Genomic DNA, 14,967 nt, shown 5'->3' on the forward strand with positions numbered 1-14,967 from the left:
CTCCGCTGGTTGAGCTTGCCGGAACCAGGCGGGGGCAAGGGCACCCGGCCGGAACGCTACCTGAAGGCGGGCAATCCCGTGATGTGCTGGCCGAGGATCAGCGTATGGACCTCGTCCGTCCCCTCGTAGGTGCGCACCGACTCCAGGTTCGCGGCGTGCCGCAGCGGCGAAAAGTCCAGGGTGATGCCGTTTCCGCCCAGGATGGTCCGGGCTTCGCGGGCCACCTTGATGGCTTCACGGACGTTGTTCAGCTTGGCCAATGAAATCTGTTCGGGCCGCAACCTGCCGGCATCCTTGAGCCGGCCCAGGTGCATCGCCAGCATAGTGCCCTTCTGGATTTCCAGCAGCATGTTCACCAGCTTCTCCTGCGTGAGCTGGTAGCCCGCCAGCGACCGGCCGAACTGCTGCCGCTCCGCCGCGTAGTTCAGGGCCGCCTCGTAGGAGTCGCGGGCCGCGCCCATGGCTCCCCAGGCGATGCCGTACCGGGCCTCGTTGAGGCAGGAGAACGGCCCGCTGAGTCCGCGCGCGCCCGGCAGCAGCGCCTCCGGTCCCAGCAGCACGCCGTCGAACGTCACGTCGCACTGAACGGAGGCGCGCATCGACAGTTTCTGACCGATGGGCGCGGCGCTGACGCCGGCGGTGCCGGCCGGCACGAGGAAGCCGCGGATGCCGTCGTCGGTCCTGGCCCAGACCACCATGACGTCGGCAATGGAGGCGAGTCCGATCCAGCGCTTGGAGCCGTCCAGGATCCAGCCGGCGTCGGCGCCGGTGCCGTCCTGACGGGCGAAGGTGGCCATCGACGACGGGTCCGAACCGGCCGTCGGCTCCGTGAGCGCGAAGCAGCCGATCACCTCACCCGCCGCCATGCGGGGGAGCCACTCCTCCTTCTGGTCCTCCGAACCCCATCTGTGGATCGCGGTCATGGCCAGCGATCCCTGAACGGAGACGAACGTGCGGATGCCGGAATCGCCGGCCTCCAGCTCCATGGCTGCCAGGCCGTACTCGACGGCGGATCGCCCCGGGCAGCCGTAGCCCTCCAGGTGCATGCCCAGCACGCCGAGCTCGCCAAGCTGCGCCGGCAGATGCCGCGGAAAAATGCCTTGGTCGTACCACTCGGCGATCTCCGGGCGGATCTGCTGGTCGGTGAAGTCGCGGATCCGCTGCCGGAGGAACAGCTCATCGGGAGTCAGCAGTGAATCGAGGTCCAGGACGTCGGAGGGGTCGGGGAGCCCGAACTCGGCCGTGGCTGCGGCGGGGTCAAGGTCGTCGTTGCTCATGGCAGCATCCTACGGCGCAGTATCTGCGGGACGGGGGTAGACCTGCTGCGTGCCCAGGAAGTAGTCCCGCGTGGACGGCAGGAACCGGCACACCACGGCCAGCACCGCGCCCAGCGCCAGGAGCACCACGCCGCTGACAAAGGCCCCGCCGACGCCGAAGATCTGCGTGTCCCCGTACGCCGGATCCCACATCTGTGCCGCGGAGACAAAGAAGGCCGCGGTCAGGATCAGGGCCCCGAGCAGCGGCAGGACGCCGCGGAACCACAGATTGCGGGCGGACCCGCGAAGGGTGCCACGGAAGTACCAGACGCACGCGTAGCCGGTAAGGGCGTAGTAGAACGCGATGAAGAGGCTGATGGAGCTGATCGAATCGGACAGCAGGTTCTCGCTCAGGAAGCTCATGGCCACGTAGTAAGCGATCGCTGCGCCGCCCATTACCTGCGTGGAAAAACCGGGCGTCTGGTTGCGCTCGTGGACTTCGGCGAACTTCGGCGGCAGGGCGCCGTGGACGCCCATGGACAGCGTGCCGCGCGCAGTGGGCAGGATGGTGGTCTGCGTGGAGGAGAGCACGGAGGCCAGGACCGCGACGACGATCAGCCACCCCCACGGTCCCAGGACCACGTCCTTCATGGCCAGGAAGACGTCGGCCTGGTTCTCGCTGTTGCCCAGCCCGATTCCCTCCGTGCCCACCGTGGCGTACATCATCACCAGGAGGGCCACGGAAACGTAGATGGCCACGAGGACGAAGGCAGAGATCACGGCGCCGCGGCCCGGGGTGGTGGACGGGTTCTCGGTTTCCTCATTCACGGCCAGGCAGGTGTCCCAGCCCCAGTAGATGAACAGTGCCAGGAGGGCGCCGTGCACCACCGCGCCGGGATCGGCAAAGGCGCCGGCGGGGTTGAACCACTCGATGTCGAAGGCCTGGCCCTCCGGGGTCCCGCCGGTGATCCTGAAAATGATGGCCACGGCGAAGATGCCCAGCGAGATGTACTGGACGTAGGTCAGGACGCGCTGGACATGTTCGCCCAGCCGGATCCCGCGGTAGTTGACCAGGGTCATGAAGAGGATGAACACCACGCCCGTGGCCGTCACCACGAGCTTGTTCTCGGCGATCGAGCCGTCGCCGATGAGCAGCCACAGGTATTGCCCGGCCACCTGGGCGAGGTTGGCCAGGACCACGATGCCGGCCAGCGCCACGCCCCAGCCGCCCAGCCAGCCCGCCCAGGGGCCGAACGTGCGCCGGGCCCAGATGAAGGTGGTGCCGCAGTCCGGCATGGCGCTGTTGAGCTCGCGGAAGGCGTATGCGATGAACAGCACCGGAACGAAGCCCAAGAGCAGGATCAGGGGTGTGTAGTTCCCGTTCACGGCCACGATCAGCCCCAGCGTCGCGGCCAGGGAATAGACCGGAGCGGTAGAGGCCAGTCCCAGCATGACGGAGTCACCCAGGTCCAGGATCCCGGCGTGCAGTCCCTTGGAGGGCACGGGGTCGCGGGACCGGCCCCCGGTGCCGCCTCCCGCCGTCGTGGTTCCGGTGCTCATAGGGCGATACCTGCCTTGCTGGAGTGGGCCTGGATACTCAGGGGTGCCGGCGCGTCAATGGTGTTGGGGACGAAGCGGCAGAAGTAATCGGTGATGGGGCCGTCGGATTCGCGGATGCCGCAGCCCACCGACTCGCCGTCCACCACCCACAGGCCGAGGACCGGATGGTTGCCGTCGAAGTCCGGGAGGGAGTGGAACTGCTGGTAGCACCAGCCCTCGCGGCCGTACCCGCCCGGCTGTTCCATGCTGATGCCCTCCGCGTGGATCCTGATGTTGTCCCCCTCGCGGCCGTGCAGCGGCTTGGCCACCCACTCCTTCAGCGGGCCGGGCTCATTGAGATAGGCAGGCAGTAGGTTCGGGTGGTCCGGATACAAGTGCCACAGGGCGGCCAGCAGGGCCTTGTTGGAGAGGAGCATCTTCCAGGCCGGTTCCACCCAGCGCGGATTGTGGGCGCGCTGGAGCAGGCGGTGGCCGAACGGCTCCTTCATCATCAGCTCCCACGGGTACAGCTTGAAGATGGTGCTGATCATGAAATTGTCCAGGTCCACGAAGCGGTTGAGGTTGGGGTCCCAGCCGATGTCGGACATGTTGATGCCGATGGTGGTCCAGCCGGCCTGGCTGGCCACGTCCCGCATGTAGGCCGCCGTCATCCAGTCTTCCCCGGATTCCTCGGCTTCGGAGTGCGCAATGTGCAGGGTGCTCATGCCGGTGCGGTACTGCAGCTTCTTCCACTGGCGGATCAGTGCCTCGTGGATGCCGTTCCACTGGTCCTTCTCCGGGAAGACGTCCTGCAGCCAGAACCACTGGGCCACCGCGGCCTCAATCAGCCCGGTGGGGGTGTCCGCGTTGTATTCGAGCATCTTGGCCGCGCCGCCCTGGCCGTTATAGACGAAATCGAAGCGGCCGTAGATGTCCATGTCGCCGGCCTGCAGGGATTCCGCCGCCAGCTCAAGGGCCTGCGGTCCGATGCCGACGGGCCCCATGGCGCCCGTAGCCAGGAACTTCGCCGCCTCGAGGCACATCGCGTGCATTTCCTCGGCGGTCTGTTCGAGGGCTTCCACCTCGTCCATGGTGAACTCGTAGTAGGCGGATTCGTTCCAGTACTCGATCTTCTTGCCGCCGGGCAGGGCGGTGGTGGAGAAGACCAGTCCCTGCTCCTCGATTTTCTGTTTCCAGTCCGGCCGGGGCTCCGACAGTAAGCGCTTCACCTAGCCACCCGTGCTTCCGCCCTTGGAGCTGCTGCCGAAGCCGCCCCTGCTGACCGTGCCGCCCTTGGTGCTGTAGCCCGTGGACGTCTTGGCGCCCTGCGGCACCGTTTTGGTGAAGCTCGGATAGGCCGAGCGGTTCTGCCCCACGGCCGGAACGCTGGCGCCGCGGGAATAGAAATACCACGCGTAGAGGCCGCCGCTGCGGCCGGCGGTGCTGTTGCACTGGGTGTCCTCCACCCGCTCGCCGGTTTCGTCGTTGAAGCAGACCTGCGCGTAGTCGGCTTCCTGTTCGTTGCTCGCCACGATCGCGGTGATGGTGCCCGCAAGCAGTGCTGTCACACCTAAGCCGACGACGACGGTGCGGCGCTGCGACCGCTTTTTCCTCGCCGCCGCGGAGGCCAGTTCGCGCTCGCGCTCCCGGGCGAAGGGGTCGATGATGGGACTCGGCTGGGGGAGGTCCTGGGTTTGATTGCCGTTGGCCTGCGGGCCCTTGCCTTGTTGACCCTCGTCCTGTTGGCCCTGGTTCAGCAGCTCAGGGTGGAGCTCCGGCTTGGGTACCTGCCAGGGCGGCGGCTTGGCAGGCCCGGCGCCGGACGCGTTCTCGCCGCGGCCCCCGCCGGGTTCCTGCTGCGGGTCCTTCTCCGGGTCCATGGTTCCCCCTGCTGTTCCATGCTGTTGAGCGCCTGCGCTCGCGGGCCAGTGAAATCCTGCAGCAAGCCTAGTAGCTGCATGCTCGGGCGGCGAACAAAATCGGACAGGACGGCCCATTGGCAGGACTCCTTCCCGGCAGGTCAGGGCACCGGGAACGCCGAGAACCTAGACTGTTGCCATGGACACCGCCACTCTGCTTGCCGTCTGCCGGGTACACCAGCTCCTTCCTGATGAAGGGAGCGTCGGCGTCACGGCCATTGACAAGCGCCCGGTGGACGGACCGGTGAAGGTGCACAAGCTGGGTCTGCACGGCGACATCCAGGCCAGCCGCATCCACCACGGTGGCGAAGACCAGGCGCTGTACGCCTATTCCCAGGCCGACGCCGATTACTGGATCGGCGAGCTGCAGCGCGAACTGCCGCCCGGAATCTTCGGCGAAAACCTGAGGGTGGCCGGCATCGAGACCACCGGCGCGGTGATCGGTGAGCGCTGGAAGATCGGCCTGGATGTCGAAGTCGAGGTCACCTCGCCGCGCGTGCCGTGTGCTGCATTCCAGCGGCGCATGGGGGAGGCCCAGTGGGTCAAGCGCTTCACCGAGGCGGGCCGCGTGGGCACGTACCTCCGGGTGATCCGGACCGGCTCGATCCAGGCCGGCGACCACATCCACCGGCTGTTCGTTCCCAGCCACGGGGTGACAATCGGCCGGTGGTTCAGCCAGCCGGACGTCGAAGCCATGGAGGCCCTCCGGGACGCCGACGCGGACGGCGAGATCCGCCTCCAGCCCGAGTACCACGACGAATTCGAGAAGCTGCTGCGCCGGGTGGGAAGCTAACCCCTCCCAGCTTTGGGCATTTCTGCACCGCTTTCGGCAGCCCCGGTGCCGGGGAACCCTGGGTTGGCGCGGAAGCCGGATCCAGCGGCGCCGGAAAACGGTGCAAATCTGCGGCGAATCCGCTGAAGCACGGCCGAAAACGCGGGTTGGCCGCCGCCCGTGTGTGCAAGCTCACCGCCGTCTGAGGCGCCCCGGTTACCCAGGCGCGGATCTATGCCCTACACTTGAAATATCCCCCACTCCGGAAATCCCTTATTCCTGCCCAATTTTTGAGGCAGGACTGGCAAGTGTTGGAGTCCGCAAATGTGAAGCGGGCATTTTCATAGGGAGAGCCGGCTAAAGAAAACGCTGTACAGACTGCTGGGATAGCAGCCAAGAGATGCAGCGGGAAGTCCTGCCACGGGATTGCGAAAGCGCCGGACTTCTACGTGACCGGCCGGTCAATGTATGCCCGGCAACCACGGCACAAGTACTGCGGCTCCGCTCACCTCGGGTTGTGCCGCCTGGCCCCCTATGGATGAGGAAACTTCCCTATGCCCGAAAATCACAACGACGCCATCGAGACCGAAACGGCGACTGCCGACACCGCGACCGTCGAATTCACTGAGGCCGTTGCCCCCGCAGCAGAGCCCACCCCTGCCAAGGCCGAAGAGCCCGCCGAAGCCCAGGCTGAAGAGGCGCCCGCCGCACCCGCAGCCAAGGCTGAGGAAGCCGAAGAAGAAGGCGTGAAGTTCGCCGATCTCGGCATCGACGGCCGCGTCCTCGCCGCCCTGCAGGACGTCGGCTACGAAAAGCCTTCCCCCATCCAGGCAGCAACCATCCCGCTGCTGCTTGAAGGCCGCGACGTCGTGGGCCTCGCCCAGACAGGCACCGGTAAGACTGCAGCATTCGCAGTACCGGCACTGTCCCGCCTGGCCGAGCTCCACGACCTCAACGGCCCGTCCCGCAAGACGCAGGCCCTGGTTCTCGCCCCGACCCGCGAGCTTGCGCTCCAGGTTGCCGAGGCCTTCACCTCCTACGCCAAGCACATCGACGACTTCACCGTCCTCCCGGTCTACGGCGGCTCCGCCTACGGCCCCCAGCTCTCCGGCCTCCGCCGCGGTGCCCAGGTTGTTGTCGGTACCCCCGGCCGTGTAATCGACCACATCGCCAAGGGTTCCCTGGACCTGTCCGAGCTGCAGTACCTCGTGCTGGACGAGGCTGACGAGATGCTCCGCATGGGCTTCGCCGAAGACGTGGAGCAGATCTTCCAGCAGACGCCTTCGGACCGCCAGGTTGCACTGTTCTCCGCAACTATGCCGAGCCAGATCCGCCGGATGTCCAAGCAGTACCTGAACAACCCGGCCGAGATCTCGGTGAAGTCCAAGACCACCACCGGCGCCAACACCCGCCAGCGTTACCTGCAGGTGATGGGCCCGCACAAGCTGGACGCGCTGACCCGCATCCTCGAGGTCGAAGAGTTCGACGGCGTCATCGCCTTCGTGCGCACCAAGATGGCCACCGAGGACCTGGCCGACAAGTTGAGGTCCCGCGGCTTCCAGGCTGCCGCCATCAACGGTGACATCCCGCAGCAGCAGCGCGAACGGACTGTCGAGGCGCTTAAGGAAGGCCGCATCGACATCCTGGTGGCCACCGACGTCGCGGCCCGTGGCCTTGACGTTGAGCGCATCAGCCACGTGATCAACTACGACATCCCGCACGACACCGAGTCCTACGTCCACCGCATCGGCCGCACCGGCCGTGCAGGCCGCAGCGGCGACGCCGTTCTCTTCATGACCCCGCGGGAAAAGTACCTGCTGCGTTCCATCGAGAAGGCCACCCGCCAGCCGGTGGAGCAGATGCACCTGCCCACCGCCGAGACCGTCAACACGCTGCGCCTGGGCAAGTTCGCCGAGCGCATCACGGAGACCCTCGAGTCCGAAGATGTAGCAGCGTTCCGCGACCTGATCGCGTCCTACGAGGAAGAGCACAACGTTCCGGCTGCGGAGATCGCCGCTGCACTGGCCGTCATGGCACAGGGCGGACAGCCTCTCCTGGTCAAGGAACTGCCTGCAGCTCCCGAGTTCCAGAAGCGCGAACGCTCCAAGGACGGCTTCGGCTCCCGCGGCCCGACCCGCACGCTGACCGAGGGCAACGCCACCTACCGGATCGCCGTCGGACGCCGCCAGCGCGTCATGCCGGGCTCCATCGTGGGCGCCATTGCCAACGAAGGCGGCATCTCCTCGGCCCAGATCGGCGGCATCGACATCCGCTCGGACCACTCCCTCGTGGAGCTTCCGGCGGACCTGAGCGCCGATCAGCTCAAGGCCCTGTCCCGCACCCGGATCGGCGGCGAGCTGATCCACCTCGAGCTGGACAACGGCCGCAAGCCGTCCGGTGGCGGCGGCGAGCGCGGCGGTTACCAGGGCAACCGCGGCGGCGACCGTGGCGGTTACTCCGGCGGCGGAGACCGTGGCGGCAACTTCAAGGGCAACGGCGGGTTCAAGAAGGAATTCCGCAAGAGCGACGGCGAGCGTTCCTCCGCTGACCGCGGCGGCCGTTCGTACAGCGACGGTTCGGAGCGCACCGTTGGCGCTGACAGCGGCGCCACCCGCGGCCAGGCCAGCGACTCCCGCTTCGGCGGTCACGGCGACGGCTCACGCAAGCCCCGCCACGGCAACGAAGGCGGACAGGGCGGCTTTAACCGCAAGGGCAAGTGGTAACCACCGGCCCGGGGGAGTAGCTCCCTGGCAGCAGTGTTGAATTGACAGGGATGGACCGGCTTTCGAGCCGGTCCATACCTGTTTAATCCGGTCTCGCGAAGGGCCGAAAAGGGCATTTTCGAGGCCACAAAAATCCTTCCTGTGCAACTGTTTCGGCGGCTCCGGAGGCGCCCTCCCGCCGATTTGTTGAGTGGGAACTCTTCCGGTAGAGTATTTACTCGTTGCCCCCCTAGCTCAGTGGTAGAGCGCGTTCTTGGTAAGAACGAGGTCACCGGATCGATTCCGGTGGGGGGCTCTGAATGAGGGCCTGTGTCAAGGCGGTCTTGACCGGCTTGACACAGGTTTTTCTCATTCGTGGCGGTGTAGCTCAGTTGGTTAGAGCGCACGACTCATAATCGTGAGGTCGGGAGATCGAGCCTCCCCACCGCTACAGAATAAGCCCCCGGAATCCGCAAGGTTCCGGGGGCTTTTCTGTCTTCAGTTCCGCCTGCAACGCGGGACCGTGACAAGAACCACGTTTCCCCGTAGCTTGGCAGCACTGGCGAATGGGGATATCAGTGGACCTCTTCGAAACAATCATGTTTCCGTTCAAGTGGCTTGTGTCCGTCATCATGGTGGGCATCCATGAGGGCCTGAGCTTCGCGGGCATGCCGGCGGCAAGCGGCTGGACCTGGACGCTGTCCATCATCGGGCTGGTGCTGGTCATCCGGGCCGCCCTGATTCCCGTGTTCCTGAAGCAGATCAAGGCGCAGCGCCGGATGCGGCTTCTGCAGCCCGACCTGCAGAAGTTGCAGGACAAGTACAAGGGCAAAACCGATCCGCTGTCCCGGCAGGCTATGGCCCAGGAACAGATGGCGCTCTACAAGGAGCACGGCACCAACCCCTTCTCCGCCTGCCTGCCCCTGCTGATCCAGACGCCGTTCTTCTTCGCCCTCTTCCAGGTGCTCTCCGGGATCACCGCAGCCAAAGGCCAGGGCAGGGGCATCGGTGCCATGAGCCGCGACCAGGTGGCGCAGTTCGACGAGGCAAGCATTTTCGGCGCACCGTTGTCGGCCTCGCTGCTGCACGGAGGTGCCGGGGGCAGCCAGGCAGCGGTCACCATCCTGACCATCGTGATGATCCTGACCATGACGGCCGCGCAGTTCGTCACGCAGAAGCACATCATGGCCATGAGCATGCCCGATGACGCCATGGCCAGCCCCTTCATGCGGCAGCAGAAGGTGCTGCTTTACATCCTGCCGATCGTGTTCGGGGTGGGCGGCGTCGTCTTTCCCATAGGCGTCCTGATCTACTGGACCGTTTCCAACCTGTGGACCATGGTGCAGCACCGCGTTGTCACCGGCCCGCCGGCGCCAGGCCACGGTGACGTCCCGCGCCCGGGGTGACCCGCGACGGAGACCAGCCGACGCCCCTAAACCGGCAAGAAAAAGCCCCGCACCGCCGTCGGACGGTGCGGGGCCTTCCTGCAGGACCGGCGTCAGACTTTGGTGACGCTCACCATCACGTTGGGGCATGAATCGGCATACCGGATCAGGGCGGCCTTCTCCACGCTGTCCACGCGCAGGCCCCACCGGATCTTCACGGCGATCCACTGGCCGATGTAGGCGCATTTGTTGGCGGGCGGCATCCACGATTCAGGTCCCCGAGCCTGCTTCGCGGAGTTCAGGGCCGCCGTCTGGGCATTCAGGGAGCGCGCGTCGCCCAGATCGTTGTAGAACGCCACCCGCCGCGCCTGCGACCAGAAGCGCGCCCCGGAGCCCCATGCCTCGTGGACCGGGACCGTGTGGTCGATTTCCACGGCCGTGGCGGAGTAGTGCGTCCGGTTATCCCAGGTGGTCACCCAGCGTGCCGTGCGGACCGTGCACTTCCGGGTGGTGGTGTACGTCGCGGCGGCCTTCGCTTCTTGGAGGAGGACCTCGGCGCGGGTGTTCTGGCAGTCGCGGTTGGCGTCCAGCCACGTGCCGAAGTAGCGGGTCCGGTCGTAGCCTGCGTTGTTTTCGGCCGCGACCGGCAGCGACCGCGCCGCGGTGCGCAGCGTCGCCGAGTAGTAGGTGGCCGCTTCCGCCGGCACGGCGAGGCCGGCGAGGAGAAGTCCCGCGGCCAGGCCCGAGGCGGCGAGGGACCTGCCCAGGGCCGCCCGGCCGAAGAGTGAAGCTAGTGATGCCCGAATCCGGACGTGTTTGAACCGGCCTGACGGCATGATTCCCCCATGTGAGTAATGAAAATCTGATGCGCACTGATTGATGCGAAGACCAGCATGACAGCGGAAAAGCTCGGGAAGCGGGCCCTTGATCAGGTCTTGATCCAAACCTGTGCCAATGCTGCGGAGGGCCATGAGCGGGTGCGCGCCAGCGCCATCCTGTTGCCATCCGGCCATACCGAACCTAGGGTCGGATTTGCGGCTGCCCGCCCGGGAAAAGTCCGCCGCCGAACACAGGAGGGCCGCCATGGCCACGCTGATCTACTCGCTCATCATGTCGCTGGACGGCTTCGTGGCGGACCGCGACGGCGACTTCGACTGGGGCGAACCCGACGCCGAGGTGCACACGTTGGTCAACGAGCTGCTGCGCCCGGTGGGGACCCACCTCTATGGCCGCCGGCTGTACGAGGTGATGGCCGCGTGGGAGGATCCGGACGCCTTCGCCGGGGAGCCGGACTACGTCCAGGATTTCGCGCAGCTGTGGAAGGCGGCCGACAAAGTGGTCTTCTCCCGGACGCTGGCCCAGCCGTCCACCGAACGGACCAAGATTGAGCGCGAGTTCGACGCCGACGCCGTCCGGCGGCTCAAGGCGGAAGCCGAACAGGACCTGATCATCGGCGGTCCGGACCTCGCCGCCTCGGCCATCCGGGCGGGCCTTGTGGACGAGTTCCAGATGTTCGTCTCGCCCTTGGCGGTTGGCGGCGGCAAGAAGTTCTTCCCGGACGACGTCCGGCTCCGGCTCGAACTGCTCGACGAAAGGCGGTTCGGGAACGGTGTGGTCTACCTCCGCTACCGGAACCGGACCTGACGCCTGGCCGCGCCGCGGCGGCGGCGGGACTGGGGCTCCCGGGCAGGCTGGGACACAATGGGTGGCATGACCCGAATCGCTATCATCGGCGGCCACGGCAAAGTGGCCCTCCACCTGTCCGCCCTCCTCACGGAAGAGGGGCGCAGCGTCACGTCCTTCATCCGCAACCCGGACCACACCGCCGACGTCGCGGCCACCGGCGCCTCGCCGTCGGTCCTGGACGTTGAAAACTCGACGACGGCGGAAATCGCCGCCGCGCTCCGGAACCACGACGCCGTGGTCTGGTCCGCCGGTGCTGGGGGAGGGGCCCCGCAGCGCACCTACGCCGTGGACCGCGACGCCGCCATCCGGTCGATGGATGCGGCGGCGGAGGCAGGTGTGGGCCGCTACGTCATGGTGTCGTACTTCGGCGCCGGACCGGACCACGGCGTCCCCGAGGACAACGGCTTCTTCGCTTATGCCGAGGCCAAGGCCGCCGCGGATGAATACCTGCGCGGCACGGGCCTGGACTGGACCATCCTCGGCCCCGGCCAGCTCACCAACGGGCCGGGGAACGGCCTGATCGACGTCAACCCCGATAACTCCTGGCAGGGCGCCGAGATTTCGCGCGCCAATGTGGCGATCGTCGTGGCGGCCGTGCTCGAATTGCCGGGAACCGCCGGCAAGACCATCGAATTCCGGGACGGCACGCTCCCGGTCGCCGCCGCGCTGGAACTCGTGAAGTAGCGGCCGGCGCGGCGGAGGCCAGCCGCCGTCGAAAAGGCCGCACGGTGTTCCCGGTATTGTGGAAAGGCACGGCCTGCGCCCCGTTCACGGGACGGTGCAGGCCCAACACTCCGGGGAAAGTGAGCACATGGACCAGCTGGCACTCATCATCGGACTCCTGCTCGCCACCGTGGTGGCGGTGGGCCTGGGAGACCGACTCCGGCTGCCCTACCCGGTCCTGATGCTCATCCTCGCCGTGGCGCTGACGTTCATCCCAGGCTTTCCGGACCTTGAGATCCCGCCCGAGCTCATCCTGCCGATCTTCCTGCCCCCGCTGCTGTTCGCCACGGCCCAGCGCAGTTCCTGGGCCGTGTTCCGGGTGCGCTGGCGAACGCTCATCATGCTCGCTGTGGCCCTCGTAGTGATCTCCACGGCGGTGGTCGCGGGCGCGGCATGGCTGATGATCCCGGGCATCGGCATCCCGGCCGCCATCGCCCTGGGCGCCATGGTGGCCCCGCCTGACCCCGTGGCCGTCGAATCCGTGGCCGGCCGCGTCCACATGCCGCGGCGCCTCATCACGGTGCTCCAGAGTGAGGGCCTCTTCAACGACGCCGCCGCCATCGTGATCTTCCAGGCCGCAGTGGCCGCCGCGGTGGCCGGCACCAAGCTGGGGTCCGACGTCGTCCTCAAGTTCGTGGTGGGAGCTGCCCTTGCCGTGGTGGTCGGGATCGCCATGGGCTGGCTGACCGCGCTGATCACCAGGCTGGTGCAGTCCATGGTGGCCCGCAGCGCAGTCACCCTCGTGGTGCCGTTCGCCGCCTACATCCTGGCTGAAGAGTTCCACGCATCCGGCGTGATCGCCGTCGTGGTGACGGCGTTGGAGATGCAGCGCCACTCCCGCCCGCAGGATGCCGCCGAACGCGTCACGCGGACGGCCTTCTGGGACGTGGTGGAACTCCTCGTCACCGGGCTGGCCTTCGGCCTCGTGGGGCTGGAAATCCAGGACGTCATCCGCACGGAAGGCTCCGGGATCCTCGGCATGGTGGGCACCGCAGTGGTGGTCTGCATCCTGGTGTTCGCGGTGCGGTTCGGCTGGCTGGGCCTGCTGGCTCTGTCCGCCCGCAAGCGCAAGAACCTGCTGCAGCCCGCGTCCGCCAAGGAGGTCCTCATCCTGACGTGGTGCGGCATGCGCGGCCTCGCCACACTGGCGCTCGCACTGGCACTCCCGCTCACCCTCGCGGACGGCACGCCGTTCCCGGCGCGGGACGAGCTGCTGGTCATAGCCTGCGCCGTGCTGCTCGCCACGCTGGTGCTGCCGGGGCTCACCCTGCCGTGGCTGATGCGGGTCCTGAAGGCCTCCCAGGACGGCACGGAGGAGCGGGACGCGGCCCGCCTCCTGGCCAGGCGAGCCCAGGCGGCCGCGGTGGCTGCGCTCAAGGACCACGAGCTCGTCAAGGAGCTGCCGCCGGAGAAGGTGGCGCTGGTGAAGGAGAAAATGACCCGCCTGCACGCCGAACTCCTGGACGGCAGCCTGCAGAACGAAAGCCTGGCCGAGAAGCGCGAGCGCGGCCGGGAGCTGGCCATCACGGTCCAGACCATCGCCCTGGACGCCGCCCGCCAGGAGGTCGTGGCGGCCCGCAGCGAGTCGGACATGGATCCGGAAGTGGCGGACCGGGTGCTGCGCCAGCTGGACCTGCGCACCATGATCATGCCGGAATGAGTCGGCGGCGGAGGACGGACAGCGCCTAGGCCGGCAGGGACAGCTCCAGGTCCAGGGTGTTCTTCTCCACGTAATCCAGGGCGCACCTGACGGCCCCCACCGTCACGATGGAGTCGCCCAGCGGCGAAACCGCCAGCTTCGGGGCCGTCGCGGTGAACTCCTTGAGGTGACGGGCGATGGGCGCCAGCAAGACGCCCGCCGAGTTGGCCACGGCCCCGCCGATGACCACCAGTTCCGGGTTGATGATCGTGGCGACGGCGCCAATGATCCTTGCCATCCGCTCGGCCAGCCGGTCCAGGATTCCCAGGGCCACGGTGTCTCCCGCGGCGGCGGCCGCGAAGACGTGTTCGGGTTCGACGCCCTCCTTGGCGTGCTCGCGGAGTGACGTCCTCGCTGGTCCGGCCAGCGCCTCCTCCGCCCACTCCCTGGCCAGGGCGGCGATGCCGAACGTGTTTCCCACGCCCTCCACCATGTCGAGGAACGCCAGTTCGCCGGCGCCGCCGCCGATGCCATGCAGCAGGCGCCCGTCGTCGAGCACTCCGGCACCGACACGCTCACTGGCCAGGATGACGACGACGTCGTCCACGCCTTCGGCCGCCCCGCGCCAGCGCTCGCCCAGGGCGGCGAGGTTCGCGTCGTTTTCGAGCAGCACCGTCCACCCGCGGAGCTCCTGAAGCGCGGCCTTAAGCCCGACGTCGAAGAGCCCCCAGAACTGCTGGGCCGCCAGCACGTTTCCCTTGCGGTCCACCGGAGCGGCGATGCCGGCACAGACGGCCAGCACGGAGTCGGGGGAGGCGCCCACGCTGTGCAGGGCCACCATGGCGGTCTTGTCGATCATGGCCACGCGTTCCTCGGCGGTGATCTCGGCCAGCGCGAACGGCTGGCTGGACCGTCCCAGGACCTTGCCGCGGAGATCGGACACCACCACCGTGGCCTTGGAGTAGCCCACGTCCATCCCCAGGACGTAGCCGCCGCGTTCGTTCAGCTCGAACCTGCGGGCGGGCCTGCCCTTTTGGTATCCGCCGAAGGCACGCTGGTTTTCCAGCTCCCGGATCCAGCCCCGATGCATGAGGTCTTCGCACACCGAGATCGCGGTCGCCCGGGTAAGGCCGGTGGCCTGCATGACGTCGGTGACGGTCACGGCCTGGGAGGCGCGCATGAAATCCAGGACAGCCCCGGCGCTCACCCGCCGCAACAGCTGGGGCGTGGCCGCCGTCATCTCGGGCATGGTGTTGACCTCCTTGTGCTTTTCACCACATAATACTTGAGGAACTAAATTTAGATTCTATATAAACTTTGAGCATGGTGGGCCGGACGGCCGCCGA

The 14,967-nt window shown here is 67.2% G+C and carries 12 protein-coding genes and 2 tRNA genes; 8 read left to right on the forward strand and 6 right to left on the reverse strand.

Features of this window, described 5'->3' with window-relative positions; all coding sequences use genetic code 11:
• Positions 1-56 precede the first annotated feature (56 nt).
• From ABFP37_RS02450 to ABFP37_RS02465, 4 genes are read right to left on the reverse strand one after another with little or no spacing between them, the layout of a single operon-like run.
• On the reverse strand, positions 57-1,277 hold the full coding sequence (locus tag ABFP37_RS02450) for an acyl-CoA dehydrogenase family protein (protein WP_078027299.1): 1,221 nt from the start codon (positions 1,275-1,277) through the stop codon (positions 57-59).
• Between the two features lie 9 nt (positions 1,278-1,286).
• Positions 1,287-2,816 carry an APC family permease gene (locus tag ABFP37_RS02455; protein ID WP_347032635.1) on the reverse strand — a complete coding sequence of 510 codons (1,530 nt, stop codon included), beginning with the start codon at positions 2,814-2,816 and terminating at the stop codon, positions 1,287-1,289.
• On the reverse strand, positions 2,813-4,024 hold the full coding sequence (locus ABFP37_RS02460; protein WP_347032636.1) for a glutathionylspermidine synthase family protein: 1,212 nt from the start codon (positions 4,022-4,024) through the stop codon (positions 2,813-2,815). Before ABFP37_RS02460 ends, ABFP37_RS02455 begins: the two co-directional genes overlap by 4 nt.
• Positions 4,025-4,675, reverse strand: a complete 651-nt coding sequence (locus tag ABFP37_RS02465) for a Tat pathway signal protein (RefSeq protein WP_078027296.1) — start codon at positions 4,673-4,675, stop codon at positions 4,025-4,027. It abuts the gene before it with no gap.
• A gap of 178 nt (positions 4,676-4,853) precedes the next feature.
• Here ABFP37_RS02465 and ABFP37_RS02470 point away from each other — a divergent pair, with 178 nt between their 5' ends.
• The 5 genes from ABFP37_RS02470 to yidC all read left to right on the forward strand — a co-directional run bounded on the left by ABFP37_RS02470 (position 4,854) and on the right by yidC (position 9,594).
• Entirely contained in the window at positions 4,854-5,507 is a 654-nt protein-coding gene (locus ABFP37_RS02470) for an MOSC domain-containing protein (protein ID WP_078027295.1), read from the forward strand.
• Positions 5,508-6,040: 533 nt separating this feature from the next.
• The gene (locus ABFP37_RS02475; RefSeq protein ID WP_347032637.1) at positions 6,041-8,209 is read left to right on the forward strand and encodes a DEAD/DEAH box helicase; all 2,169 of its coding nucleotides are present in this window, start codon (positions 6,041-6,043) and stop codon (positions 8,207-8,209) included.
• A gap of 223 nt (positions 8,210-8,432) precedes the next feature.
• A tRNA-Thr gene (locus ABFP37_RS02480) sits at positions 8,433-8,504 on the forward strand.
• A 61-nt stretch (positions 8,505-8,565) separates the two neighbouring features.
• Positions 8,566-8,639 (forward strand) — tRNA-Met (locus ABFP37_RS02485).
• A 115-nt stretch (positions 8,640-8,754) separates the two neighbouring features.
• Positions 8,755-9,594 (forward strand): membrane protein insertase YidC, encoded by an 840-nt coding sequence (gene yidC, locus ABFP37_RS02490; protein WP_347032638.1) that lies wholly within the window; start codon positions 8,755-8,757, stop codon positions 9,592-9,594.
• Positions 9,595-9,686: 92 nt separating this feature from the next.
• On the opposite strand, the gene ABFP37_RS02495 is transcribed toward yidC, so the two are convergent.
• Positions 9,687-10,409 carry an HNH endonuclease family protein gene (locus ABFP37_RS02495; RefSeq protein WP_260680594.1) on the reverse strand — a complete coding sequence of 241 codons (723 nt, stop codon included), beginning with the start codon at positions 10,407-10,409 and terminating at the stop codon, positions 9,687-9,689.
• 247 nt (positions 10,410-10,656) lie between these two features.
• On the opposite strand from ABFP37_RS02495, the gene ABFP37_RS02500 reads away from it, so the two are divergent.
• The 3 genes from ABFP37_RS02500 to ABFP37_RS02510 all read left to right on the forward strand — a co-directional run bounded on the left by ABFP37_RS02500 (position 10,657) and on the right by ABFP37_RS02510 (position 13,642).
• Positions 10,657-11,217: a dihydrofolate reductase family protein gene (locus tag ABFP37_RS02500; RefSeq protein WP_347032640.1), complete on the forward strand. Its 561-nt coding sequence runs from the start codon at positions 10,657-10,659 to the stop codon at positions 11,215-11,217.
• Between the two features lie 66 nt (positions 11,218-11,283).
• Positions 11,284-11,943, forward strand: a complete 660-nt coding sequence (locus tag ABFP37_RS02505; RefSeq protein ID WP_347032641.1) for an SDR family oxidoreductase — start codon at positions 11,284-11,286, stop codon at positions 11,941-11,943.
• Positions 11,944-12,070: 127 nt separating this feature from the next.
• Positions 12,071-13,642 carry a Na+/H+ antiporter gene (locus ABFP37_RS02510; protein ID WP_078027291.1) on the forward strand — a complete coding sequence of 524 codons (1,572 nt, stop codon included), beginning with the start codon at positions 12,071-12,073 and terminating at the stop codon, positions 13,640-13,642.
• Between the two features lie 25 nt (positions 13,643-13,667).
• On the opposite strand, the gene ABFP37_RS02515 is transcribed toward ABFP37_RS02510, so the two are convergent.
• Entirely contained in the window at positions 13,668-14,870 is a 1,203-nt protein-coding gene (locus ABFP37_RS02515) for an ROK family transcriptional regulator (protein WP_078027290.1), read from the reverse strand.
• Between the last annotated feature and the right edge of the window lie 97 nt (positions 14,871-14,967).

This window comes from Burkholderia sp. RS01, assembly GCF_039748055.1.
Lineage (GTDB): Bacteria > Actinomycetota > Actinomycetes > Actinomycetales > Micrococcaceae > Arthrobacter.